This is a genomic window from Pseudonocardia sp. NPDC046786 (assembly GCF_040645415.1).
GTDB lineage: Bacteria > Actinomycetota > Actinomycetes > Mycobacteriales > Pseudonocardiaceae > Pseudonocardia > Pseudonocardia kongjuensis.
In genome coordinates, this window is sequence record NZ_JBEYYF010000012.1 from 116,231 (window position 1) to 141,396 (window position 25,166).

At 75.2% G+C, this 25,166-nt stretch carries 19 protein-coding genes; 1 reads left to right on the forward strand and 18 read right to left on the reverse strand.

Annotation, left to right across the window (positions count from 1 at the left end; translation table 11 throughout):
• Positions 1-6: 6 nt before the first annotated feature.
• The 9 genes from ABZ881_RS16880 to tkt form a co-directional block, all read right to left on the reverse strand.
• A complete protein-coding gene (locus ABZ881_RS16880; protein WP_358485463.1) occupies positions 7-1,239 on the reverse strand; it encodes a patatin-like phospholipase family protein in 1,233 nt (410 codons plus the stop codon).
• Positions 1,240-1,285: 46 nt separating this feature from the next.
• Positions 1,286-1,759, reverse strand: coding sequence for a VOC family protein (locus ABZ881_RS16885; protein WP_358485464.1), 474 nt, complete (start codon positions 1,757-1,759; stop codon positions 1,286-1,288).
• Positions 1,760-1,832: 73 nt separating this feature from the next.
• Positions 1,833-3,038, reverse strand: coding sequence for a formate-dependent phosphoribosylglycinamide formyltransferase (gene purT / locus ABZ881_RS16890; RefSeq protein WP_344030153.1), 1,206 nt, complete (start codon positions 3,036-3,038; stop codon positions 1,833-1,835).
• Positions 3,039-3,134: 96 nt separating this feature from the next.
• Positions 3,135-3,926, reverse strand: a complete 792-nt coding sequence (gene pgl, locus ABZ881_RS16895) for a 6-phosphogluconolactonase (protein ID WP_358485466.1) — start codon at positions 3,924-3,926, stop codon at positions 3,135-3,137.
• A 19-nt stretch (positions 3,927-3,945) separates the two neighbouring features.
• Positions 3,946-4,890, reverse strand: a complete 945-nt coding sequence (gene opcA / locus ABZ881_RS16900) for a glucose-6-phosphate dehydrogenase assembly protein OpcA (RefSeq protein WP_358485468.1) — start codon at positions 4,888-4,890, stop codon at positions 3,946-3,948.
• A 121-nt stretch (positions 4,891-5,011) separates the two neighbouring features.
• Entirely contained in the window at positions 5,012-6,556 is a 1,545-nt protein-coding gene (gene zwf / locus ABZ881_RS16905) for a glucose-6-phosphate dehydrogenase (RefSeq protein WP_358485469.1), read from the reverse strand.
• Positions 6,557-6,606: 50 nt separating this feature from the next.
• On the reverse strand, positions 6,607-8,277 hold the full coding sequence (locus tag ABZ881_RS16910; protein ID WP_358485471.1) for a hypothetical protein: 1,671 nt from the start codon (positions 8,275-8,277) through the stop codon (positions 6,607-6,609).
• 3 nt (positions 8,278-8,280) lie between these two features.
• Positions 8,281-9,390: a transaldolase gene (tal, locus tag ABZ881_RS16915; RefSeq protein WP_358485473.1), complete on the reverse strand. Its 1,110-nt coding sequence runs from the start codon at positions 9,388-9,390 to the stop codon at positions 8,281-8,283.
• Between the two features lie 28 nt (positions 9,391-9,418).
• Positions 9,419-11,545 carry a transketolase gene (tkt, locus tag ABZ881_RS16920; RefSeq protein WP_358485475.1) on the reverse strand — a complete coding sequence of 709 codons (2,127 nt, stop codon included), beginning with the start codon at positions 11,543-11,545 and terminating at the stop codon, positions 9,419-9,421.
• A 502-nt stretch (positions 11,546-12,047) separates the two neighbouring features.
• On the opposite strand from tkt, the gene ABZ881_RS16925 reads away from it, so the two are divergent.
• Complete coding sequence (locus ABZ881_RS16925; RefSeq protein WP_358485555.1) at positions 12,048-12,938, forward strand: heme o synthase; 891 nt, start codon at positions 12,048-12,050, stop codon at positions 12,936-12,938.
• Between the two features lie 427 nt (positions 12,939-13,365).
• Here ABZ881_RS16925 and ABZ881_RS16930 read toward each other — a convergent pair whose 3' ends face one another.
• From ABZ881_RS16930 to mptB, 9 genes are all read right to left on the reverse strand, one after another.
• Positions 13,366-15,411, reverse strand: coding sequence for an alpha/beta fold hydrolase (locus tag ABZ881_RS16930; protein ID WP_358485476.1), 2,046 nt, complete (start codon positions 15,409-15,411; stop codon positions 13,366-13,368).
• A 49-nt stretch (positions 15,412-15,460) separates the two neighbouring features.
• Positions 15,461-16,435, reverse strand: a complete 975-nt coding sequence (locus tag ABZ881_RS16935; RefSeq protein WP_358485478.1) for a quinone oxidoreductase — start codon at positions 16,433-16,435, stop codon at positions 15,461-15,463.
• Between the two features lie 52 nt (positions 16,436-16,487).
• A complete protein-coding gene (locus tag ABZ881_RS16940) occupies positions 16,488-17,342 on the reverse strand; it encodes an ABC transporter permease (RefSeq protein WP_358485480.1) in 855 nt (284 codons plus the stop codon).
• A complete protein-coding gene (locus tag ABZ881_RS16945; RefSeq protein ID WP_344030112.1) occupies positions 17,339-18,277 on the reverse strand; it encodes an ABC transporter ATP-binding protein in 939 nt (312 codons plus the stop codon). Before ABZ881_RS16945 ends, ABZ881_RS16940 begins: the two co-directional genes overlap by 4 nt.
• Positions 18,278-19,414: 1,137 nt before the next feature.
• Complete coding sequence (locus ABZ881_RS16950; RefSeq protein ID WP_358485481.1) at positions 19,415-20,401, reverse strand: COX15/CtaA family protein; 987 nt, start codon at positions 20,399-20,401, stop codon at positions 19,415-19,417.
• Positions 20,402-20,445: 44 nt separating this feature from the next.
• Positions 20,446-21,615, reverse strand: a complete 1,170-nt coding sequence (locus tag ABZ881_RS16955) for a DUF418 domain-containing protein (RefSeq protein WP_358485483.1) — start codon at positions 21,613-21,615, stop codon at positions 20,446-20,448.
• 151 nt (positions 21,616-21,766) lie between these two features.
• The gene (locus tag ABZ881_RS16960; RefSeq protein WP_344030102.1) at positions 21,767-22,546 is read right to left on the reverse strand and encodes an ABC transporter permease; all 780 of its coding nucleotides are present in this window, start codon (positions 22,544-22,546) and stop codon (positions 21,767-21,769) included.
• Positions 22,543-23,454 (reverse strand): ABC transporter ATP-binding protein, encoded by a 912-nt coding sequence (locus ABZ881_RS16965; protein WP_358485485.1) that lies wholly within the window; start codon positions 23,452-23,454, stop codon positions 22,543-22,545. The genes ABZ881_RS16960 and ABZ881_RS16965 overlap by 4 nt, the downstream gene beginning before the upstream one ends.
• Positions 23,451-25,073, reverse strand: coding sequence for a polyprenol phosphomannose-dependent alpha 1,6 mannosyltransferase MptB (mptB, locus tag ABZ881_RS16970; RefSeq protein ID WP_358485486.1), 1,623 nt, complete (start codon positions 25,071-25,073; stop codon positions 23,451-23,453). Before mptB ends, ABZ881_RS16965 begins: the two co-directional genes overlap by 4 nt.
• Positions 25,074-25,166: the final 93 nt, after the last annotated feature.

The following is a 25,166-nucleotide window of genomic DNA, read 5'->3' on the forward strand; positions in this document are numbered from 1 at the left end:
GTGGGCTCAGCGCCGGGCCACCCGCGCCCGGCGCCGTGCCCCGGCGCCCGGGCGGCCGGTGTCCGGGGCCGTCGACCGGGCGGCGTGCGCCGCCCCGAGGTCCGCGGCGGCCGCGGCGAAGGCGGGATCGAAGAACAGGAAGCTGAGCAGCTCGGCGCCGTGCGTGAGATCGGTGTCCGGCACGGCCCCGCCGACCAGCCGTTCCAGCACCAGCAGCGGCGGGTTGCGCAGCGCCCGCAGCCCGCCGTACTCGCGGCGGCGGATCTCGGCGGCCAGGTCGGCCAGCTCGGTGGCCCGGTCCGCGGGCGGCCCGGCGAACCAGGCGCCGATCCGGGCGTGCCTGCCGTCGGTGCCCCGGTCGATCTCGGCGTTCACCGCGCGCAGCGTGCGCAGGTCCTCGGTGACCCCGGCGCCCAGCACGATCCGCAGCGCGAGCGCCGCGACCGCGTATACGTCGGGCACCCGGTCCGGCGTCGGCGCCGCGTCCGGGCACGGCGCCGCCGGCGTCGTCGCGACCACCCCGATCCGATCGGCGCCCAGCCGCAGCGCCGGCTTCAGCGGGGTGTTCAGCCGGACCCCGCCGTCGACGTACCAGCCGGCGCCCGGGCCGTCGATCCGGCGCGGCGCGAACAGCACCGGCACCGCCGCCGACGCGAGCAGATGGTCCGGGGTCAGCCGGGTGCCGACGTAGCGGATGTCGCGGCCCGGATCGTACGGCGGGAGCGCGACGTCCGGCCCGTGCTCGACGAACACGACCGTCCCGCCGGTCCCGGCCGCGGTGCAGGCGACCCCGACGGCGTCGACGAGCCCACCGGCGACGGCGTGGTGCAGCCGGTCCCAGTCGACGACCCGCTCGACGACCGGGCGCAGCCGGTCCGCGTCGAGCAGCCGGGTCACCCGCTCCGGCAGCCCGACGGCGCGGCGCAGCGCGGACGGGACGCCGAGCAGGTCCCCGGCGTAGGCGAGGCCGGCCTCCAGTGCCGACGACGGCAACGCGACCACGTCGCCCGTCCGCACCGACTCCCAGCGGGCGACCAGCTCCGCCGCCGCGGCGTCCGGCCGGGTCCCGGCCAGACCGGCCAGCGCGGCCACGTTGAGCGCCCCGGCACTCGTCCCGACCAGCACCGACGGCGCCGACCATGTCCGCTCCAGCCGGGGCAGCAGCTCGGTGAGCGCCCCCGCCTCATAGGCGCCGCGGGCGCCGGCGCCGGCCACCACCAGCCCGGTCCGTCCCGCCATCACGCGCCCCCTCGCCTCGGACCCCCGAAGCCAGGTTACCCGCGGGTCACCCCTCGTAGGCGGCCCGCAGCGCGGCCGTGTCCAGCTTGCCGTGGGTGGCGTAGAGGACCTTCGCGACGCGCCCCGCGGCGTCGGGGTCCGGGCCGTTGAGCCAGCCCAGCAGACCCGGCGGCAGGATCTGCCAGGAGAAGCCGAAGCGGTCCTTCAGCCAGCCGCAGGGCTGCGTCGTGCCGCCCTGCACCAGCGAGTCGTAGAAGTGGTCCACCTCGTCGGCGGTGTCGCAGTGCACCTCCAGCGAGACCGCCTCGCTGAAGGTGAACCCGGGACCGCCGTCGAGCGCGGTGTACCGCTGCCCGCCCAGCCGGAACGACACGGTGAGCACCTGTCCCTCCCGCTCCGGGATCTCGGGGCCGAAGTGGGTGATCTCGTCGATGCCGGAGTCCGGGAACACCGACGTGTAGAACCGGGCGGCCTCCTCGGCCCGTCCGTCGAACCAGAGGCAGGGTGTGATCGTCCGCATCGCGCGTCCCTTCGGCCGGGGGCGCCGACCGCCGGCGCCCCGTACCGTCACCGACCGGGGGCGGCCCGGGAACTCATCGGCCGGCCGGCCCCGGATCCCCGGCGCGCGGCACCGGGCGGACGTGCGCGGCCGCCGCGGTGGCCCGGTCGCGGGCGGTGGCGACGTCGTCGGCGGCAGCGACCGCGACGCCCATCCGGCGCCGCTCACCGGCCGTCGGCTTCCCGAACAGCCGTAGGTCGGCGCCCGGGACGGCGAGCGCCTCGGCGACGCCCTCGTAGTCCGGCGCGGTCAGCTCCTGCCCGCCGTAGACGACCGCGGACGCGCCGGGGGAGCGCAGCGAGGTGTCCACCGGCAGCCCGAGCACGGCGCGCGCGTGCAGCTCGAACTCGCTGAGCCGCTGGGTCGCGAGGGTGACCAGGCCGGTGTCGTGCGGCCGCGGGCTGACCTCGGAGAACAGCACCTCGTCGCCGCGGACGAACAGCTCCACCCCGAACAGGCCGCGCCCGCCCAGCGCCTCGGTGATCCGGCCGGCGACGTCCTGCGCGGCCGCCAGCGCGGCGGGCGACATCGGCTGCGGCTGCCACGACTCGACGTAGTCGCCGTTCTCCTGGCGGTGCCCGACCGGCTCGCAGAACGCGGTGCCGCCGGCGTGCCGCACGGTGAGCAGGGTGATCTCGTAGTCGAACTCGACGAAGCCCTCGACGATCACCCGCGGGTTCGACACCCGGCCGGCGGTGCGGGCGTGCTCCCAGGCGGCCTCGGCGTCCCCGGCGTCCTTGAGCACCGACTGGCCCTTGCCCGACGACGACATCACCGGCTTGAGCACGCACGGCAGCCCGACCCGGCCGATCGCCGCCCGGACCTCGTCCAGGGTGTCGGCGAACGCGTACGGCGACGTCGGCAGCCCCAGCTCCTCGGCGGCGAGCCGCCGGATGCCCTCCCGGTCCATGGTCAGCTTCGCCGCCCGCGCCGTCGGCACCACGGTCGTCCCGGCGGCCTCGATCTCGACCAGCGCGTTCGTCGCGATCGCCTCGATCTCCGGGATGACCAGGTCCGGCGCCTCCTGCTCGATCAGCGTCGCCAGGGTGACCGGGTCGGTCATGTCGATCGCGTGCCAGCGGTGCGCGACCTGGTGCGCGGGGGCGTGCGGGTAGCGGTCGACGGCGACGACCTCGACACCGAGCCGCTGGAAGGCGATCGCCACCTCCTTGCCGAGCTCACCCGAGCCGAGCAGCAGCACGCGGGTGGGGTCCGGGCCGAGCGGGGTGCCGATACGCATGGCTCCGGACCCTAACCGGGGTCGTCCGGCGCGCCGCCAGGGAACGGGCGCGAGGTCACACGTCCGGTTCATCCAGCGGTCGGCAGCCGCGCCGGGTCAGCAGACCCGCGGCAGGAACCCGTCCGGCAACTTCCCGGCCGCCGCGGCGTCGAGCAGCCAGCGGGTCCGCTCGGTCCCGCGGGCCCCGCCGACCGGCAGCTCGGTCTCCGGTGTCCCGGTCAGCGCACCCGCCACCGCGGGAGCCTTCCCGGCGCCCGCCGCGACCACCCACACCTCGCGGGACCGCCGGGCCGCGGCCAGGGTCAGCGAGATCCGGGTCGGCGGCGGCTTCGGGCAGTCGAACACCCCGACGACGGTGGCGGCCTGCTCGTGCACCGCGGGGGAGTCCGGGAACACCGACAGCGTGTGCCCCTCCTCGCCCATGCCGACCAGCGTCACGTCGAACGCCGGGACGCCGTCCTCCTCCGGGCGAGCCAGGTCCGCCAGCAGCCGCGCGTAGTCGGCGGCCGCCCGCACCGCGTCGTCGGACGAACCGCCACCGGCCGGCGCGGCCGGCATCGGATGCACCCGGGCCGGGTCCAGCGCCACCCCGTCGAGCAGCGCCTCCCTGGCCTGGAGCTCGTTGCGATCCGGATCGTCGGCGGGCACGAACCGCTCGTCACCCCAGAACACGTCCACCGCCGACCAGTCGACGGCGTCCCGCCCGGGGGACGCGGCGACCTCCCGCAACAGCTGGATGCCGACCCCGCCGCCGGTCAGCACGACCCGCGGCACGGTCCCGCGGGACTGGACGTCGGCCAGCGCCGTCAGCAACCGGGCCGCGGTCGCCGCGGCCAGCACCGCCGCGTCCGGATGGACGACGACCTGGATCTTCTCGCTCGGGGACACGCTCGCACCTGCCGGCATCTCAGACCTTCACGGGGGTTCGGCCGCGCGTCACCAGGGACACACCGGCCAGGGCTTCCTGGTACACCTCGTCCGGATCGAGCCGGCGCAGCTCCTCGGCCAGGCAGTCCGATACCTCGCGGCGGGCCAGCGCGATCAGCCGCTCCGGCTGGCCGGGCTGGGTCAGCCGGGCGGTGCGGCCGTCCGGCCGGGCCAGCTCCACGTCACCCGACGGCCGGTTCAGCCGGATCATCGACAGGCCGTTCTCCTGCGCCGACGGCGACCGCTTCACCTTCACCCCGAGCGCCGACGCCAGCCAGCCCGCCATCAGCTCGGTCGACGGCGACACCGCCTCCCCGGCGACCACCGCACCGGTCACCTCGTCGTGCGGCGGGACGTCCAGCGCCGCCGCCAGCTGCGCCCGCCAGTGCGTCAGCCGGGTCCAGGTCAGGTCGGTGTCCCCGGGCGCGTGGTCCCGGCGGCGCTGCTCGAACGCCTTCGTCGGGTTCTTCGACGACAACGCGTCGGTGATCCGGCGCTGGGCCAGTCTGCCCACCGCGTCCTCCGACGGGCTGGCCGGCGCCTCACCCGGCCACCACGCCACCACCGGCGCGTCGGGCAGCAGCAGCGGCATCACCATGCCGGCGCCCGCGTCCTCCGCGGCCAGCGCGCCGTAGCCGCGCAGCACGATCACCTCGCTCGCGCCGGCGTCGCCGCCGACCCGGATCTGGGCGTCCAGCCGGGCCGCCGCCCGGCGCTGGCCGCGGGCCAGCACGATCACCCGGCACGGGTGCTCCCGGCTCGCCGAGTTCGCGGCGTCGACCGCCCGCTCCAGGCTCGGCCCGTCGTCGGTCACGACGACCAGCGTGAGCACCCGGCCGAGCGCGAACACGCCGCCGGACTCGCGCAGCTCGACGAGCTTGCGGTTCACCGCCGAGGTGTTGCTCGACGGCAGATCGATGATCATGACGAGACCCCTCGTGGGTGGGAGACGGGTTGTGCTGATGCGGCCGTTCGCGGGCTCACGGGCTGTGCTGATGCGGCCGTTCGCGGGCTCACGGGCTGTGCTGATGCGGCCGTTCGCGGGCTCACGGCCGGCGCCAGTGTCGGCCGGTCCGCGCCAGCATCTCCGCCGACGAGTCCGGGCCCCAGGACCCGGCCGGGTAGCCGTCCGGCCCCTCCGGGGAGTCCGCCCAGAACTCGATCACCGGGTCGAGGATCTCCCAGGACCGCTCGACCTCCTCGTTCACCGGGAACAGCGACGGCTCGCCGAGCAGCACGTCCAGGATCAGCCGCTCGTAGGCCTCCGGGGACGACTCGGTGAAGGCGTTGCCGTAGCCGAAGTCCATCGTGACGTCGCGGACCTCCATCTGGTTGCCCGGCACCTTCGAGCCGAACCGCATCGTCACCCCCTCGTCCGGCTGCACCCGGATCACCAGGGCGTTCTGCCCCAGCTCCTCGGTCATCGTGGCGTCGAACGGCAGGTGCGGCGCGCGCTTGAACACCACCGCGATCTCGGTGACCCGGCGGCCCAGCCGCTTGCCGGTGCGCAGGTAGAACGGCACCCCGGCCCAGCGCCGGTTCTCCACCTCGTAGGTGATCGCGGCGAAGGTCTCGGTGGTGGACCCCGGATTGAAGCCCTCCTCCTCCTTGAGGCCGGGCACCTGCTCGCCGCCCTGCCAGCCGCCCTCGTACTGGCCGCGGGCGGTGGTCTCCTCCAGCGGCAGCGCCAGCTTGACCGCCTTCAGCACCTTGATCTTCTCGGCCCGCAGCTCGTCCGACGAGAACGACGTCGGCTCCTCCATCGCGGTGAAGGCGAGCAGCTGCAGCAGGTGATTCTGGATGACGTCGCGGGCCGCGCCGATCCCGTCGTAGTAGCCGGCGCGCCCGCCCAGCCCGATGTCCTCGGCCATCGTGATCTGCACGTGGTCGACGTAGTTGGCGTTCCAGATCGGCTCGAACAGCTGGTTGGCGAAGCGCAGCGCCAGCACGTTCTGCACGGTCTCCTTGCCGAGGTAGTGGTCGATCCGGAAGACCGAGTCCTCGGGGAACACCTCGTTGACGATCGCGTTCAGCTCCTTGGCCGACGCCAGGTCGTGCCCGAACGGCTTCTCGATCACCACCCGGCGCCACACGTCCGGGTCCTCCTGCGCGGACAACCCGGAGCGGGCCAGCTGCTTGCACACCACCGGGAACGCGCTCGGCGGGATCGACAGGTAGAACGCGTGGTTCCCGCCGGTGCCGCGCTTCTCGTCCAGCTCGCGGACGGTGCGTTCGAGCTCGTCGAACGCGGCGTCGTCGTCGAAGGTCCCCTGCACGAACCGTAGCCCCTCGGCGAGGCGGTCCCAGACCTCCTGTCGGAACGGCGTGCGCGCGTGCTGGCGGACCGCGTCGTGCACGACCCGCCCGAAGTCCTCGGTGTCCCAGTCCCGCCGGGCGAACCCGGTGAGCGCGAAACCCGGCGGGAGCAGGCCGCGGTTCGCCAGGTCGTAGATCGCGGGCATCAGCTTCTTGCGGGACAGGTCCCCGGTCACCCCGAAGATCACCAGGCCGCAGGGGCCGGCGATCCGGGGGAGGCGCTTGTCACGGGGATCGCGCAACGGGTTGGTACGGCCGCCGTTCGCGGTGGGCATCGCCTCTCCTGATGTGGGTACTCGACGGCTGGTCGTCGGGCTGGTCGGGATCAGTGGTCCGGCCGGGTCTCGACGGCACGGGCGAGCGTGACGAGGCCGGTCAGCCGGTCGGTCAGGTGCAACCGCAGTACGGGGCGCCCCCGGCTGCGCTGCTCGCGGACTACCGCTCGGGCCTGTGCCGCGTGCAGGCTATCCAGTCCGGACGGTTCCGGCGCGGTACCCGCGCCGAACGGGTCCTCCGGAGCAGCACCCGATCCGTCGGGATCGAGTCCGCCGCCGGTGAGGTGGCAGTGCACCGCCCGGTCCGGCCCGCCGGTGTCGCCGCTGCGGCAGCCCGGGGCCCAGCCGAACGCGATCGGCAGCCCGGTCCGCCCCGCGAGCGGGCCGCGCAGCACCGCGACCGACGCGTCGGACTCCGGATCCAGCCAGGCGGACACCGCCAGGTGGCCACCGTCGTCCGCGACCGCGGCCAGCGCGTCCAGCGCACCGGCGACCGTGTCCACACCGGATGGCAGCCAGCCGTCTGCGTGCACCGCGATCCCGCCGTCGACGAACGCCGGCGCGTCCTCCGGCTCGCCCGGATCGGGGGCGGGCAGGCCCGGCGCGAACGGGTCGGTCCGCCGCGCCCGTGCCGCCAGCGCCGCCGCGACCTGCCACAGCACGATCGTGGCGCCGGGCGGGGCGTCGGTGCGGACCGCCCCGTGCCCGGGCGCGGGCGCCGGGCCGGTGCCGTCGGCGTGCACGTCGACCACCGGCGGCGGCGCGGCCGGGTCCGCGACCTGCGGGGCCGGGACGGGCGCGTCGGGCCCGGTCGGGACGGCGGCCAGCCCGGCCGCGGTGAGCAGCGGCGCGAGCCAGGCGGTCAGCGCGGGCGAGCGGTCGTCGTCGCGCAGCGCCAACACCGAACCGCCGGCCGCGGCGAGCGCCCCGGCGAGCAGCAGCGCCGGGTTCTCCGGGTCGTCCTCGCCGAGCGTGCCGGCCGCCGGGACGGCCGCCGCCAGCAGCCCGGCGACGTCGGCACCGGCCAGACCGGCCGGGACCAGCCCGAGCGGACCCAGTGCGCCGAACCGGGCCGGGACGTCCGCGTCAAGGGTCACCACCGTGATGCCGGTACCGGGCGTGTCCAGCGGCGAACCGGGTTCGGTGAGGTGCACGGTGCGGCCGGTGAGAGCGTCCGCGCCGATCTCGTCGGCGAGCACCGACACCACCGCGTGCCGGACGGCGCCGACCACCGGATCGTCACCGGCCGGATCGGCGACCACGAGCACCGTCTCCGCAGGTTCCCGGGCCAGCGCCTCGGCGACCTGCACCGGATCGGCGGAGTCCAGCGCGGTCAGCCGGGTGGTGTCCGGGGAGCCCGCGGCGACCAGCCGGGCCACCGCGACCGCGTCCGGCGTGCCGACCAGCAGCACCCGGTGCGCGCCGAGGACCGCGAACCGCTCGCGCAGCGCCGCGATCTGCCCGGTCAGCGGGCGAGACGCGCGGGCCAGCCCGGTCCAGCCGGTGCCGGAGCCGGGTACGGCCGGCCACACGCTCGGATCGCCGTCGGCCACCCGGGACGCGACAGTCTCCTCCGCCAGGTCGCCGGCGATCCGGCGGGCGGCGGTCGAGAACGGCTCCCCGGCCAGCACCACCCGGACCGGGGCGGCCGGTGCCGGGACGGAACCGCCGGCGGCGGCGGAGCCGAGATCGGCCCCGTCGCCGCCGGGCGTGTCGGCCACCGGCTACCTGGCGGCGTCGAGCTGCGAGCGGACCGTGTCCTGCAGCTCGGTCCACGACTTCTCGAACTTGTCCACGCCCTCGTTCTCCAGGACGAGGTAGACGTCGTCGAGGTCGATGCCGACGCCCTCCAGATCGGTGAAGACCTGCTGCGCGGCACCCGCGGTGTCGGTCACCTTGTCGCCGTCGACCTCACCGTGGTCGGCGAACGCCTCCAGGGTCTTCTCCGGCATCGTGTTGACGGTGTTGTCCACCACCAGCTCGGAGACGTAGAGGGTGTCCGGGTAGTCCGGGTTCTTCACCCCGGTGGACGCCCACAGCGGACGCTGCGCGTGCGCGCCCTTCGCCGCGAGCGCGTCCCAGCGGGCGCCGGAGAACGCATCCCGATAGGCCGCGTAGGCCAGCCGGGAGTTCGCGACCGCCGCCTTCCCGCGCAGCCCCAGCGCCTCGTCGCCGCCGGCCGCCTCCAGCCTGCCATCGATCTCGGAGTCCACCCGGGACACGAAGAACGAGCCCACCGAGTGGATCGAGGCCAGGTCCTGACCGTTCCCGACGGCCTGCTCCAGCCCGGTCAGGTACGCGTCCATGACGGCCTTGTACCGCGCCACCGAGAAGATCAGCGTGACGTTGACGCTGATCCCCTCCGCGGTGGCCCGGGTGATCGCGGGCAGGCCGGCCTCGGTCGCCGGGATCTTCACCAGCAGGTTCGGCCGGTCCACCGCCTTCCACAGGTCCAGCGCCTGGGCGACGGTCTTCTCGGTGTCGTGCGCCAGGCGCGGATCGACCTCGAGCGACACCCGTCCGTCGACGCCGCCGGTGCGCTCCCAGACCCCGGAGAACACGTCGCAGGCCTGCTGCACGTCGGCGACGGTGATCTCGCGGATCGCCGAGTCGACGTCCGCGCCGCGGGCCGCGAGCTCGCGGACCTGCTCATCGTAGGCGGCGCCGTCGGACAGCGCGCCCGCGAAGATCGTCGGATTGGTGGTGACCCCGACGACGTGCTTGTCCTCGATCAGCTCCGCGAGGTTGCCGCTGGTCAGTCGCTCCCGGGACAGGTCGTCGAGCCAGATGGACACACCCGCCGCGGAGAGCGCGGCGAGACGATCGTTGCTCATGGTTGTCTCCTTGTGGCTCAGGAGTGGCTCAGGACGACTTCTCCACCGCGGCGAGCGAGTCCCGCGCGGCGGCGGCGACGGTCTCGCCGGTGAAGCCGAACTTCTCGAACAGGGTGGCCTGGTCGGCGCTGGCACCGAAGTGCTCGATCGAGACCGAGCGGCCGGCGTCGCCGACGTAGTCCCGCCACGGCATCGCGATGCCCGCTTCGACCGAGACGCGGGCCCGCACCGCAGGCGGCAGCACCGACTCGCGGTATCCGGCGTCCTGCGCGGCGAACCACTCGACACACGGCATGGAGACCACACGGGTTCCGACGCCGTCGGCCTCCAGGATCTTCCGCGCGGCGACCGCGAGGTGCAGCTCCGAGCCGGTGGCGATGATCACAACCTGCGGGACGCCGGACGACGCCTCCTCCAGCACGTAGCCGCCGCTGGCGACGCCCTCGGCGGAGGTGCCGGTCAGCGTCGGCACGTTCTGCCGGGTCAGCGCGAACCCGATCGGGCCGTCGGACGGCCGCTCCAGGGCGGCCTTCCACGCGTAGGCGGTCTCGTTCGCGTCACCGGGCCGGACCACGGACAGGCCCGGGATCGCCCGCAGCGACGCGAGGTGCTCGATCGGCTGGTGGGTCGGCCCGTCCTCGCCGAGGCCGATCGAGTCGTGCGTCCACACGTACAGCGGGTTGGTCTTCATCAGCGCGGCGAGCCGGACGGCGGGCCGCATGTAGTCGGAGAAGACCAGGAAGGTGCCGCCGTAGGCGCGGGTCGGGCCGTGCAGCGCGATGCCGTTCAGCACCGCGCCCATGGCGTGCTCGCGGACACCGAAGTGCAGCGTGCGGCCGTAGGGCTGGGCGTTCCAGGTGCCGGTGGTTGCCGACTTCGGGCCGAACGAGTCGGCGCCCTTCATCGAGGTGTTGTTCGACTCGGCCAGGTCGGCCGAGCCACCCCACAGCTCCGGCAGGACGTCGGCGACCGCGGCCAGCACGGCACCGGACGCCTTGCGGGTGGCCAGGCCCTTCTCGTCGGTGTCCCAGTGCGGCAGGACGTCGGCCCAGCCCTCCGGGAGCCGCTTCGCCAGCAGCCGGTCCAGCAGTTGCTTGCGCTCCGGCTCGCGCTGCGCCCACTCGTCGAAGGTGCCCTGCCAGGTGTCGTGCGCGGCCCGGGAACGCTCGCCGACCGAGCGGGTGTGCGCGAGCACCGCCTCGTCGACGTCGAACTCCTTGTCCGGGTCGAACCCGAGGACCTCCTTGACGGCCCGGACCTCGTCGTCGCCGAGCGCGGAGCCGTGTGCGGCGCCGGTGTTCATCTTGTTCGGCGACGGGTAGCCGATGACCGTGCGGAGCACGATGAACGAGGGCCGGGAGGTCTCCGCCTTCGCGGCCTCCAGCGCGGCCAGGATGCCGCTGACGTTCTCGCCGCCCTCGACGACCTGAACGTGCCAGCCGTAGGACTCGTACCGCTTGGCGGTGTCCTCGTTGAGGGCGATGTTGGTGTCGTCCTCGATCGAGATCTCGTTGGCGTCGTAGATCACCGTGAGGTTGCCGAGCTCCTGCCGGCCGGCCAGCGAGGACGCCTCCGAGGTGACGCCCTCCTCGATGTCGCCGTCCGAGGCGATCACGTAGATCTGGTGGTCGAACGGGCTGGCGCCCTCGGGGGCGTCCGGGTCGAACAGGCCGCGCTCGCGGCGGGCGGCGATCGCCATCCCGACCGCCGAAGACAGGCCCTGGCCGAGCGGGCCGGTGGTCATCTCGACCCCGCGGGTGTGCCCGTACTCCGGGTGCCCCGGGGTGAGCGAGCCCCACTGCCGGAGCTGCTCGAGGTCCTCCCGCTCCAGGCCGTAGCCGGCCAGGTAGAGCTGGATGTAGAGGGTGAGGCTGGAGTGCCCGGCGGAGAGCACGAACCGGTCCCGGCCGAGCCACTCGGGATCGGCCGGGTCGTGCTGCATCACGCGCTGGAACAGGGTGTAGGCCAGCGGGGCCAGGCTCATCGCGGTGCCCGGGTGACCACTGCCGCACTTCTGGACCGCGTCCGCGGCCAGGACCCGGATGGTGTCCACGGCCTTGCGGTCCAGGTCGGTCCAGTCGTCGGGCACGTGCGCGCGGGTGAGCGCGGCGACGGCGCTGTCCCCGGCGTGGGGGGACGTGGCGGTCTCGGACAAGGCGGTGGCTCCTGTACTCGCGTCGGCATCTGGCGGTCGGTGCTGCCGTGGGCGGCTGGTCGGCGGGGGAGCGTGTCCGGCGACGCCGTCGGAGGACGCCGCCGCGTGCCGGCCCCGTTCGGGCCCGGTGCACTGCGACCCGGATCACCCGGTGACATCGTCGCCACCCCCGGCCCGGCACACCCTACTGCGGACGCCGGGCCTGCGGGTTTGCCGACCGTCGCGGCACCGGGCCCGGTCACTCGACACGGGTGTACCCCGGCGCCCCGCACGGCATGCCACCGGTTAGCATCGACGCGCTGTAGAACGTGGCGCCCTGCTACCGCGAGCACCTCGGCTCTAGAGCCCAGCCCGAACACCGAGCCGAGCGAGGTACGAACAGGTGAGCGCACCCGCGTCGCGGCCGAGCCCGACCGTCGAGTCCGTCCCGCGGGACCGGATCGTCGCGCCCGCCGCGGACCGCCCGGGAGCCGAGGCCCCGGCCGCCGCCCCCACCGGACGGGTGGCCCGGGTCCGGGCCACCGTGCTGGCCTACCTGGGCCTGACCAAGACGCGGATCATCGAGCAGCTGCTCGTGGTCACGGTGCCCGCGATGTTCCTCGCCCAGCGCGGGATCCCCTCGCTCTGGCTGATCGTGGCCACCCTGGTCGGCGGCGCGATGGCGGCCGCGGCGGCACACGCGCTGAACTGTGTCGTCGACGCCGACATCGACAAGAAGATGCAGCGCACCGCGCGCCGCCCGCTGGCCCGCGGACAGGTGCCCACCCGCCACGCGCTGGTCTTCGGCCTGGTGCTCGCCGCCGCCAGCTCGGTCTGGCTCGGGTTCACCACGAACTGGCTGGCCGCGGCGCTGTCGCTGGCCGCGATCGCGTTCTACGTGCTGGTCTACACGCTGGTCCTGAAGCGGCGGACCGCGCAGAACATCGTGTGGGGCGGCGCCGCCGGCTGCATGCCGGTGGTGATCGGCTGGGCCGCGGTGACCGGCACCGTCGAGTGGCCGGCGCTGGTGATGTTCGGCGTGATCTTCTTCTGGACGCCGCCGCACTTCTGGGCGCTGGCGATGCGCTACCGCGAGGACTACGCCGCGGCCGGGGTGCCGATGCTGCCGGTGGTCGCGCCGGCGCCCGCGGTCTCGGTGCGGATCGTGGTCTACAGCTGGGTGATGGTGGCCTGGAGCCTGCTTCTGCTGCCGGTGACCTCCTGGGTGTACCTGGCGGTCGCGCTGCTCGGCGGGGCGTACTTCGTGTTCCGGGCGCACCGGCTGCACGCCGAGGTCCGCGCGGGCGGCGAGGTGTCGCCGATGCCGCTGTTCCACTTGTCGAACATCTACCTGTGCGTGCTGTTCGCGGCGATCGCCGTGGACGCGGCTCTGGGCCTGCCGGTCCTGTTCTAGGACGACGCGACCCGCCGGCGGCCGACCGGGGCAGGAGATCACCGTCGTGGTGCGTCGGGCCGCGATCCGCGTGGCCGGACGCACCACGACGGCGATCACGACACCGCGCGGGCCAGCGCCTCCCGGATCCGGCCGCGGTCCGGCAGCGGGCTGGGGCGGCCGCCGCCTCGTCGTCGGTGAGCACCGGCCGGGACCGTACGGTCGCCGGATCGAGGCCGAGCGCGGTCATCTCGGCGCCGAGGATCTCCAGCGCACGCGGGTGCGACGGGCAGCCCGGCCACCACAGCAGCTCCACCACCGGTGCGCCGCTCACGACGACCACTTGATCGAGCAGCCGAGCCGGGGGCGACGTTCTCGATCAGCACGTCGACCAGCGCGGCCACCGCCGATCCGGCCCGGCCCGGCTGCTCTCCGCGTGCCCGGCCGTTCACCGCAGCAGCTCGGGCGTCTCCCACGGCTCGCCGAGCACGTGCTCGCCGAGGAACGCGTACACCGTGCGGTACCAGAGGATCGAGTGGTTCGGTGAGAGCACCCAGTGGTTCTCGTCCGGGAAGTACAGGAACCGGTGCGGGTTCGCCGCCGGATCCGGCTGCCGGGACACCAGGTCCCACCACAGCCGCAGGCCCTCGCCGATCGGCACCCGGTAGTCCTTGTCGCCGTGGATCACCAGCATCGGGGTGACGATCGCGTCCGCGTGCCGGTGCGGGCTGTTCGCCTCCGCCATCTCCGGCGTCATCTCGGTCAGCCAGTACTCGGCGTGGTCGGTGGTCGGGCCGAACTGGTCGAGCGCCCACAGGCTGGCGTGCGTGACGATCGCGGCGAACCGGTCGGTGTGCCCGGCGATCCAGTTCGCCATGTACCCGCCGAACGAGCCGCCCATCACGGCGACCCGGGTGTCGTCGACGTCCGGGCGGGCCAGCGCGGCGTCGGTGGCGGTCATCAGGTCCTCGTAGGGCGGCCCGCCCCACCGGCCCCAGCCGCGCTGCACGAAGTCCTGTCCGTAGCCGGTGGACAGCGCCGGATCGGGCAGCAGCACCGCGTAGCCACGGGCGGCGAGCAGCCACGGGTTCCACCGCCACGCCCAGGCGTTCCAGCTGGCCAGCGGGCCGCCGTGGATCCACAGCAGCAGCGGCGCCGGCCGGTCCGGCCCGGCGCCGTCGGGCAGCACCAGCCAGCTGCGCAGCCGGGTGCCGTCCGGTGCGGTCGTCTCCACCTCGGTGAGCCCGCCGGGCAGCTGCACCGCGGGCACCGGGCCGCGCAGCTGCACCGGTGCGCCGTCACAGGCGGTCGCGTCCACCCGGACCGGCGCGGGTGCCGCGTCGACGGCGTTGCGCAGCGCGTACACCCAGCGGCCGTCCGGTGACGGGCAGGGATCGGTGTAGCAGCCGTGGTCGCCGGTCAGCCGGGTCACCGTGTCGGCGCCGGGCGCCAGGTCGATCCGGAACAGCGGGCCGCGGCCGCCGTCGTCGGCGGTGACGATCAGCGCCGACGAGTCCGCGGTCCAGCGCACCGAGGTCGGCCAGCGGTCCCAGCCCTCGGCGACCGGGCGGGCCGCGCCACCGGCCAGCGGCACCAGCACCAGATCGGTGCGCGGCGCCGCCTGCGGGGTGGAGACCCGCTCCCGCCGCACGACGACGGTCCGGCCGTCCGGGCTGATCCGCGGGTCGCCGTACTCGTGGCCGTCGTCGGACAGCAGATCGCGGTGCTCGCCGGTGACGGTGTCGATCGCGACGATCCCGGGCCGCCAGCTGCCGTGGCCGTGCCCCCGGTGCCAGCCGGTGACGACGGTCGAGCCGTCCGGGGAGACGTCGAACGCGGTCTCGTCGAGCGCCCGGCCCGGCGCCGGGGTGAGATCGGTCCAGCCGGACTCGCCGGGGCCGTCGCCGTCCGCCGGGGCGACCAGCAGCCGGTTCCCGGCCGGGCCGAGATCGTGGTCCCAGTGCCGCACCGGGTAGCCGGTGTGCAGGATCGCGGTGACCTTCGCGTCGGAGCGGGCCGACCGCCGCTGCTCGTCGTCTGCGGCGGTCACCGCGCCGGGCAGCGTCGGCGACGACGCCACCAGGGTCCCGGCGCCGGTGGCGACCGCGACGTCGGCGATCCCGCCCGGCCGGCCGCCGATCTGGCGGGCCTCGCCGCCGCCGGCCGGGAGCAGCCACAGCGCGGTGGCCGGATCGGCCTCCTGAGCGGCGTCCAGGTCCGGGCGCGACGACCGGAACAGCAGGTCACCGGCCGGGGTGAACACCGGACCCGACTCGCCGGCGGCGCCCCGGGTCAGCCGCCGGGCGGGCGTCCCGCCGACCGGGTCGACCTCCCACAGCGCCGTCCGGTAGCGGGTCGCATCGGACTCCAGCTCGGCGACGCCGGTCACCAGCCGGGAGCCGTCGGGCGAGAGCGCCAGCCCGCCGAGGCGGGGCAGCGCGACGTAGGCGTCGAGATCGTGGAACGGGGTCTTCGGGGCGTCGTCCGTCGGCACCCCCGGTTCATAGCATCCCCGGTGCCCCCGCTCCCGGCCGATCCGCCGATCAGGAGGGCAGCAGCAGGAGTTTCCCGGTGGTGCGCCGCCCCTGCAGGTCCTCGTGCGCGGACCGGGCCTGCGCGAGCGGATAGCGGTGCCCGATCCGCACGTCCAGCCTGCCGGCCACGACCTCGGTGTAGACGGCGGCCGCCCGGGCCCGCAGGGTCTCGGTGGTGTCGACGTAGTCGAACAGCTTCGGCCGGGTCAGGTACAGCGAGCCGCCCGCGTTGAGCCGCTGCGGGTCGACCGGCGGGACCGGGCCGGACGCGGCGCCGTAGAGCACCAGCGTGCCGCGCTTGCGCAGCGCGGCCAGGCTCGCGTCGAAGGTGGTCCGGCCGACGCTGTCGAACACGACGTCGACGCCGGTCCCGCCGGTCAGCCCGCGGACCTCGGCGGCGAGATCGTCCACCCGGGTGTAGTCGATCACCTCGGCGGCACCGGCGCCGCGGGCCAGCTCGGCCTTCTCCGCGCTGGACGTCGTCGCGATCACCCGGGCGCCCTTGGCGGTCGCCAGCTGGGTGAGCAACAGCCCGACCCCGCCGGCGGCGGCGTGCACCAGCACCGTCTCGCCACCGGTCAGCGGGCAGCAGTCGTTGACCAGGAAGTGCGCGGTCATGCCCTGCAGCAGCGCCCCGACCGCGATGTCGTCGGCGATCGACTCCGGCACCGGCACGGCCTTCGCCCACGGGACGACGGTCTGCTCGGCGTAGCTGCCCAGCGTCTCCGCCCAGGCGATCCGGTCGCCCACCGCGACCCCCTCGACGCCCTCGCCGAGCGCGGTCACCCGGCCGCTGCCCTCCAGGCCGGGCACGTACGGGGTCTCGATCGGGTAGATGCCCTCACGCTGGTAGGTGTCGATGTAGTTGACGCCGGCGGCGCCCACCTCGACCAGCACCTCACCCGGTCCGGGAGCCGGCGGCTCGACGTCGGCGACCTCCAGCACGTCCGGTCCGCCGGCCCTGGTCACCCGTACCGCTCGCATGCGCACTCCTCCTCCTCGTCGTCGTGGTCGGTGGCTGCCGACGATCATGCCCTCAGGCGTCCCGGCGCCGCATCCGCACGGTCAGCACCACCGCCCCCACCAGTAGGTGGCCGAGCGCGACCAGGGTGCTCGCGGCCAGTCCGCGGTAGGGCAGCGGATCGCGCAGCACGTCGGCGACGGCGTCCCAGCCGGTGGTGATCAGGTAGGGGCGCAACGGCTCCAGCGCCGGGATCGCGGCGAGCACCCCGGTCAGGATCAGCCCGCCCAGCACCGACGACAGCACCACCAGCGGATGCTCGGTGCAGGCCGACACGGCGAGCGCGACGGCGCCGATCGCGGCCAGCTGGCCCAGCGTCCACAGCGCGGCGAGCCCGATCCGCTGGGCGGCGTCGGAGAGCGGCAGCACCGATCCGGACAGGCTGACCAGCGCACCCCCGTCACCCGCGACGAGCGGCACCACCGGCGGCCCGATCAGCACCCAGCCGGCGACCGTGCCGGACACGACGACCGCGGCGACCGCCAGCACCGCCACCACCAGCACCCCGAACGCCTTCATGACGACCAGCCGCAGCCGCCCGACCGGGGCGAGCAGCAGCCCGCGCAGGGTGCCGTGCTGCGACTCGCCGGCGATCGCGTCGGCCGCGGCGACCGCCACGGCGAGCGGCAGCAGCAGCGTGAGCAGCGCCGACAGCGCGGCCACCGGCAGGGTCAGCCCGTTGCCCGTCACCTGGGACAGCAGGCTGCGCGACGGGCCGTCGGACAGCGCGATGCCGACCGCCATCAGTACCGGGACCAGCGCGAACAGGCCCAGCCCGACCAGCGTCCGCGGCCGCCGCAGCACCCAGCGCAGCTCGGCGCCGAGCAGCCGGGACCAGGGGACCGGGCGGACCGGCGCCGCGCCGCTCACCCGTCGCCCTCGGTGATCCGGGTGAACAGCGTCTCCAGGTCGGGGCGCTGCCTGCGCAGCCCGTGCACCGGGACCTCGGCCCGCACCAGCGCCGCGAACAGCTCCGGCGCCGGCGGCCCGTCGTCGACGACCACCCCGCCGTCGTCGGCCCGCGCGCTCGCCCCGGCCCCGCGCAGCACCCGCAGCGCGCCGCCGACGTCGGTGGTGCCGATCTCCCAGCCGCCGGCGACCGCGTCGAGCAGCCGGTGCAGCTCGCCGGAGGCGACCAGCGCGCCCCGCTTGAGTACGGCGACGTGCGTGCACACCGCCTCCACCTCCGACAGCAGGTGGGAGGACAGCAGCACGGTGACCCCGGAGCGCCGCAGGTCGGCGACCACCGCCCGGATCTCCCGGGTGCCCGCCGGGTCGAGCCCGTTGGTCGGTTCGTCGAGCACGACCAGCCGGCGCGGCACCACCAGTGCGGCGGCCAGCCCGAGCCGCTGCTTCATGCCCAGCGAGTAGCCGCGGTAGCGGCGCCCGGCCGCCCCGGCGAGCCCGACCCGCTCCAGCGCGGCGTCCACCGCGGGCCGGATCGCCGGGCCGGTCAGCCGCGGTTCGAGCGCCGCGACTCGGCGCAGGTTCTCCCGGCCGGACAGGAACGGATGGAACCCGGGCCCCTCGACGAGCGCGCCGACGTCGGGCAGCGCGGCGGGCAGCCCGCCGGGCACCGGGCGGCCGAGCAGCTGCACGGTGCCCGAGGTGGGCCGGGTGAGGCCGAGCAGCATCCGGATCAGCGTGGTCTTGCCCGAGCCGTTCGGGCCGAGCATGCCGAACACCGACCCGGCGGGCACGTCCAGATCGACGCCGTCCACCGCGGTGACCCGGCCGAACACCTTGCGCAGCTCCCGGACCCGGGCGGCGGGCCCGTCCGGGGCGGGGGACGGGACCGCGCTCATCGACCGCCGCTCACCGGTCGAGCGCGGCGCCGAGGACGTCGGTGCCGACCGCCCCGGCGGCGAACCGGCCGTCGTCGGTGACGATCGCGGAGCCCGCGTTCGTGGTGACCTGGTGGCCGGTGCCCCACGGCCCGGACACCGGGGTGCCGATCCCGGCGATCGTGGCGCGCGCGCGTCCTCCGGCAGCGGGCCCGTCCACACGACGACGGTGTCCCAGCCGTCGCCGACGACCGCCGGTGCGGCACCCTCGCGCGGTGCCGGGGCCGGGGCGGGCGGTGGCGCGTCCTCGATCTGCGCGCCGGGTGGCGGGGTGAAGGTGAACAGCGCCGGATCCTGCGGGCCGAACCCGATCTCGTCGACGCCGATCCGGAGCACCGGATCGGTGCCCGCGCCGAGCACGGTCAGCTCCAGCGGAGTGCGGGTCTGCGCGTCGACCGCCGCCCGCACCTCGCGCAGCACCGTCCGCTCGCCCGGCTGCGGGGTGAGGACGAGGGTGTAGGCCGGGCGGCCGGCGATCTCGGTGGTGCCGTCGACGGCGACGGTGCTGGTGTCGCGCAGCGCCGCCACGATCTCCCGGGCGGCGGCCTGCGGATCGGTCCCGGCGCGCTCCGGGCGGTCGGCGTGCGCCGGGATCCGGGTGGCGACCCGGTCGGCGGAGTCGTAGACCCAGGTCGTGCCGCCGCCGCGGACGTAGGTGCGTTCGCTGTCCGGACGGGGCAGCGCCACCCGGCCGCCGCCCGCGCCGTCCGACCAGACCCGGGCGGTCGAGGTGCCCTCGGCGAGCAGGTCCGATCCGGCGCCGGGCAGCGCAGGCAGGCCGAGCCGGTTGTCGACCGGGACGGTCGCGGCGAGGGCGACCGGTTCCGCCTCGATGACGGAGGCGACCAGCTCCTCGGCGGTCACCGGCGGCAGCTCGGGCGCGGCCGCGGCGCGGGCGGTGACCAGGCCCGCGGTGAGCGCGACGGCCAGCGCCGCGGTGAGCGCGGCGGCGATCCCGCCGCGGCGCAACCGGCGGCCCGGGGGATCGGCCGGGGGATCGGACGTCATGTCACCAGGGTGCCGTACGACGGGAGCACCGTGCAGGACCGTGCAGGGCCCGTGCCGGGCCGGTGCGCAGCGGCGCGAGGCCGGGACGGGTCAGGGCGCGTCGGCCGAGGCCCCGGCGAGCGGGCGGCCGCCGGGGGCCGGATCCGCGGTGCGCGGGAGCGGGGCGGGCGGCGCCGGGCGGGTGGCCGTGCCGGCCCACATCCAGGCCGCGGCCGCGGTGACCAGACCGGCACCCAGCACGTGCAGCGACACCAGCAGCTCCGGCACCCCGAGCGCGTACTGGACGCTGCCGAGCACCCCCTGGGCGAGCACGACGGCGATCAGCGTCGCGTACCGCCGGTTCAGCGCGGCCGGCGCACCGACCGCGCGGAACAGGAAGCCGATGCCGACCAGGACGCCGAGGTAGAGGAACAGCGCGTCGACGTGGATCTGGGTGAGCAGCGGGATGTCGACGGCCAGCCGCGGGGTGGCCGGGTCGCCGCCGTGCGGACCGGCCGCGGTGACCAGGGTGCCGGCGACCAGCAGCACCGCGAGCACCGCGGTGGAGAACAGCACCAGCCCGCGACCGGCGGCGGGGACGGTGAACGTGACCGGGCCGTCGCCCTCGGTGGTGGCGGTGACCAGCAGCACCGCGAACCACACCAGCACCATGGACGCGAGGAAGTGCAGCATCACCGTCCACCAGGCCAGCCCGGCGAGCACGGTGATCCCGCCGATCACCGCCTGGGCGACGACGCCGATCGGCATGGCCAGCGCGAGCGCGGTCGGCCGGCGCCGGCGCGGCCGGGTGCAGAGCGCCGCGAGCAGGGTCGCCCCGGCGGTGAGCACCACGAGGATGCCGAGCAGCCGGTTCCCGAACTCGATCCACATGTGCAGCGGCGCGATCTCGGCGTGCGAGACCGGCACCATGCTGCCCGGCTCGCACTGCGGCCAGGTCGAGCAGCCCAGCCCGGAACCGGTGACCCGCACGACCGAGCCGGTCACCCCGATCCCGATCTGGGCGACCAGGTTCGCGATCGACAGCCGGCGCATCAGCACCGGCGGGGTGGACGGCACACGGCGGAGGAGACCGGTCACGCTGGACACACTACGAATGGTAGAAGAACGGCTGCCGCGTCCGGTTACCGGGACACCAGCCTGCGCAGCAGGGCGTCCGCGGGTCCCGGCCGGCCCGCGGCCTCCAGCCGGGCCGCGACCAGCAGCGACACCAGCCAGACCGCGACCGCGGCGAGCAGTGCACCGGCGTTGCCGACGTACCGGCCGAGGCCGCCGAGATCGGGATGCAGCACGACCGCCACCAGCACCGAGTTGAGCAGGTAGAAGGTCAGCGAGCGGCGGCCCATCGCGGCGACCGCGCCGGCCAGCGGGCCCGGCCGGTCCTGCAGGCGCAGCCCGAGCAGCGCGAACGCCGCCGCGTACCCGGCACCACCGGCAACCCCGGTCAGCACCTGCAGGGCGAGCAGCAGGCCGCCGGTCGCCCCGCCCGGGACGAGCACCCCGGTGGTCACCAGGACGGCCGGCACCGCGCCCAGCACGGACACCGTGACACCGCCCACGGCGATCCGGCCCAGCGTGCGGCGGTGCGCCGCCGGGTCGTCGAGCAGGCCGGCCCGGGCGGCCAGGTAGCCGAGCACGACCAGCAGCAGCAGCGGGTAGGCGAACCCGACGTAGAGCGGTGTGACGGGGGCGCCGACGATCCGGGCGATCCAGTCACCGGCCGTGGTGTAGCCCGGGATCACCTCCGCGGCGGCGCCGGAGGCGGTCATCGACCAGAGGCCGATCATGCCGAGCGGCACGGTCACCGCGTAGCCGGCGGCGAACCACAGCGCGGCCCGGCGGACGGTCCGGTCCGGCCGGAACAGCAGCCATCCGGTGAGCAGCGCGGCGAGGCCGTAGGAGGCGAGGATCTCGCCGGGGAACACCAGGATCGCGTGCACCAGCCCGAACAGCACCAGGAACAGGCCCCGGCGGCGGACCGATCGCCTGATCTCCGGCCCGGGGACCTCGCGGCCGTCCCGGCCGCGCTGCTGCCGGGCCACCGACCAGGCCAGACCGTAGCCGAACAGGATCGCGAACATCGGGAACGCCCGGTTGTCCAGCAGCAGCGTGGTCAGCACGGCCGCGATCCGGTCGACCGGCGCCGCACCCGCGGTCGCGGTGCCGAACGGCACCGCCGCGTAGACCCCGGCGTAGGCCATCGCGATGAGCAGCAGCATCGCGCCCCGCGCCAGGTCCGGCGCGAGCAACCGGCCGGTCGCCGGCCGCGGCGCGCGCTCGGTCTCGTGGGTCATGGCCGGGTGCCTCCTCGTCGTCCGGCCGGGCGGTGGACGGCCCCCGGCCGGACCCGATCATGACGGTGAAGCGGACGAACCGGATCCCCCGGAAGTCACGATCGCGGCCGACCGAGGTCGATCGACGACCCCTCTTCCGGCGCGGGGAGGCTCAGCGCCAGCGGACCAGCCGGGCCGCGGCGAGACCGGCGGCGACCGCCCAGCCGGCGAGCACCAGCAGCGACCCGATCGCCGGGAACCGGCCCTCGCCGAGTGCGGCCCGCAGCGCGTCGGCCAGCGCGCCCGACGGCAGCCAGGGCGCCACCGCGGACAGCGGGCCGGGCAGGTCGGCCACCGGGACCAGGATCCCGCCGGCCAGCAGCAGCACGAACCACACGACGTTGGCGACCGCGAGCACGATGTCGGCACGCAGCGTCCCGCCGAGCAGGATGCCCAGTGCGCCGAACGCCGCGGCGCCCAGCAGCACCGCGACCAGCACGCCGTCGATCCGGGCACCGGCGGGCGTCCAGCCGAGGGCGGCGGCGAGCGCCGTCAGCATCAGCACCTGCAGCAGCACCACCACGGCGACCGCGACCAGCCGGCCGCAGACCAGCAGCCAGCGCGGCAGCGCGGTCGCGGCGAGCCTGCGCAGCGCCCCGTAGCGGCGGTCGAAGCCGAGCGCGATCGCCTGGCTGGTGAACGCCGAGCTCATCACCGCGAGCGCGAGCATCGAGGCCAGGAACCAGCTGATCCGGGGCTCCGGCGAGGGCAGCGCTGGGATCAGGGTGAGCCCGACCAGCAGCGCGGCCGGGATCAGCAGGGTGAGCAGCACCTGCTCGGCGTTGCGCAGGGCCAGTCGGGTCTCCAGGCCGCCCTGCGCGCGGAGCATCGTCAGCGTGTCGCCGCGGCCCGGATCGGGGGCGAAGGTCCCGGCGGGGAACCGTTCGGTCACGAGCGCAGCTCCCGTCCGGTGAGGTCGAGGAAGACGTCCTCCAGGCTGCGCCGCACCACCTGCACGTCGTCGGCGAGCACCCCCTGGTCGGCGCACCAGGCGGTGATCGCGGCCAGCGCGGCCGGATCGATCCGGCCCTGCACCCGGTACCGGCCGGGCGCGGTCTCGCTGCTCGCGTAGCCGTGCGGGAGCCGGAGGTCCAGGCCCGCGGTGTCCATCCCGGGGCGGGCCCGGAACCGCAGCTCGGTCTGGTCGCCCGCGGTGAGCTGGGCGGGGGAGCCGTGCGCGACGATCCGGCCGCCGTCCAGGATGACGACGTCGTCGGCGAGCTGCTCGGCCTCGTCCATCAGGTGGGTGGTCAGCAGGACGCCCACCCCGTCCCGGCGCAGCGCGCGGACCAGCTCCCAGACCAGGTGCCGGGCCTGCGGGTCCAGCCCGGCGGTCGGCTCGTCGAGGAACACCAGTTCCGGCCGCCCGACGACGGCGCAGGCGAGTGCGAGCCGCTGCTGCTCCCCGCCGGAGAGCCGCTTGAACGGCGTGCCCGCCCGCGGCCGCAGCCCGAGGACGTCGATCAGGTGGTCGGGATCGATCGGGTGCGCCGCGCAGGCGGCGACCAGGTGCAGCATCTCGCCGGTGCGCACGGCCGGGTAGGCGCCGCCGCCCTGCGGCATCACCCCGACCCGCGGCCGGACGGCCTCGTCGCCCGGGTCGCGCCCGAGCACCGTGACGGTACCGGCGTCGGCCCGGCGGAAGCCGGTGCAGACCTCGACGGTGCTGGACTTCCCGGCCCCGTTCGGGCCGAGCAGCGCGAGCACCTCGCCGCGGGCCAGATCGAGGTCGACCCGGTCGACCGCGGTGACCGGGCCGTAGCGGACGACCAGGTCGCGTACCTCGAGCGCGGCGCTCACCGGGCCGGTTCCGGTTCCGGTGCGGCGGCCGTACCGGCCGGGGCGCGCAGCACGTGCCGCACCACCAGCAGCGACAGCGCGAACATGACCAGCCCGGCGATCACCGCGAGCGGCAGCTGGAACCCGCGGAAGATGAAGTCGGCCCCGGTCGGCGGCACCACCAGCGCGAGGAACGCCGACAGCAGCAGCATCGCGCGCCGGTAGTGCGGCATCGCGCGGGTCGCGACCAGCGGCAGCAGCGCCCAGAACAGGTACCAGGGGTGCACGACCGGGCCGAGCAGCACGACGGCGCCGAGTGCGGCCCCGGTCGCGGTGACCGGATCGACCCGCCCGCGCAGGCAGGCGAGCAGCAGCACGACGACGATGACCGCGATCGGGATCGCGAACAGCCCGCGGGCCAGGGTCAGCGTGGCGGTCGTGTGGTCGCCGAGCCCGGCCAGCCGGCCGACCTGCCCGGCGAGCAGGCCGACGTCGGTGCTGACCGACATCCAGCTGAGGATCTCGCTGGGCGCGGACAGCCCGCGCAGCCAGTTGAAGCCCAGCCCGGTGGCGAAGCTGAAGAACGAGAACACCACCGCCGCGACGGCGGTCAGCCAGCTGGTCATCACCACCCAGTCGACGAGGCGCCCGCCGCGCCGCCGGATCAGGTAGACGCCGACGAAGCCGAGTGCGACCAGCGCCGGGAGCTTGACCGACGCCGCCGCGACCAGCAGCGCCGCCCCCAGCGTGATCTTCCACCAGGGTTGCACCGTGTCGTCGCGGCCGAGCATCACGTAGAGCCCGAGCAGCATCAGCGGGATCATGATCGACTCGTTGTGGATCCCGCTGACCAGGTGGAACAGCACCAGCGGGTTCGCGGCGCCGAGCCACAGCACCAGCCCGGCGTCGAGATCGAACCGGGCGGCCAGCCGGGGCAGCACCCAGACCAGCAGGGCGACGCCGAACAGCGCGAGGATCCGGTGCTCGATGATCCCGAGCACCACGTTCTCGCCGGACAGCGCGGTGATGATCCGGCCCAGCCCGAGGAACAGCGGGCCGTAGGGGGCCGGGGTGTCCCGCCAGATCGTCGGGATCCCGCGGGTCAGCGGATCGTCGATGCCCAGCGCCTGCGCCGGACCGATCGAGTACGGGTCGATCCCGCGGGCCAGCGTCGCGCTCTGCGCCAGGTAGCTGTAGATGTCCTTGGAGAACATCGGCGGCGCCAGCGCCAGCGGCAGCCCCCACAGCAGCGCGGTGCGGCCCAGCTCGCGCCGCTCCGGGGCCGGGTGCCGGGCGCCGCGGGCGGTGAGCATCCGGGCGATCCAGAGCCAGGCCGTGACGACCATCAGCAGGCCGGCGTAGGTGACGGCGATCGCGAGGGTGACGTTGCGGGCGGGCAGCCCGATCACCCGCAGGCCGTGCAACGGGTTCGGCACCGGGAACGCGCCGGAGCCCAGCGCGCTGATGCCCATCAGGATCGCGCCGGTCAGGCCGAGCCGCCGCGCGATCCGGGCCTGGTCACGCAGTCCGCGCCGGGTCGCCGGTCGCTTCCGGGAGCGGGGCCCGTCCGGATCGGCCGACGGCTCCGCGCTCCTGGGGGAGTCGTCGCGCCCGGGTGGGGCGACCTCGGGCGTCACCATGACCACGAAGGTTAATGGGGGCACCTCCCGGCACCGGGTACCGGTCCTCACCGGCCGCGACCGGACGGAGGGGTGAGCCCGGTCACCCGGAGC

Coding starts and splice junctions, on each gene's coding strand:
- ABZ881_RS16880 (WP_358485463.1), bottom strand. CDS start 1,239: ATGGCGGGACGGACCGGGCTGGTGGTGGCCGGCGCCGGCGCCCGCGGC.
- ABZ881_RS16885 (WP_358485464.1), bottom strand. CDS start 1,759: ATGCGGACGATCACACCCTGCCTCTGGTTCGACGGACGGGCCGAGGAG.
- purT (WP_344030153.1), bottom strand. CDS start 3,038: ATGCGTATCGGCACCCCGCTCGGCCCGGACCCCACCCGCGTGCTGCTG.
- opcA (WP_358485468.1), bottom strand. CDS start 4,890: ATGATCATCGATCTGCCGTCGAGCAACACCTCGGCGGTGAACCGCAAG.
- zwf (WP_358485469.1), bottom strand. CDS start 6,556: ATGCCCACCGCGAACGGCGGCCGTACCAACCCGTTGCGCGATCCCCGT.
- tal (WP_358485473.1), bottom strand. CDS start 9,390: ATGAGCAACGATCGTCTCGCCGCGCTCTCCGCGGCGGGTGTGTCCATC.
- ABZ881_RS16935 (WP_358485478.1), bottom strand. CDS start 16,435: ATGCGAGCGGTACGGGTGACCAGGGCCGGCGGACCGGACGTGCTGGAG.
- ABZ881_RS16945 (WP_344030112.1), bottom strand. CDS start 18,277: ATGAGCGCGGTCCCGTCCCCCGCCCCGGACGGGCCCGCCGCCCGGGTC.
- ABZ881_RS16955 (WP_358485483.1), bottom strand. CDS start 21,615: ATGACCCACGAGACCGAGCGCGCGCCGCGGCCGGCGACCGGCCGGTTG.
- mptB (WP_358485486.1), bottom strand. CDS start 25,073: ATGGTGACGCCCGAGGTCGCCCCACCCGGGCGCGACGACTCCCCCAGG.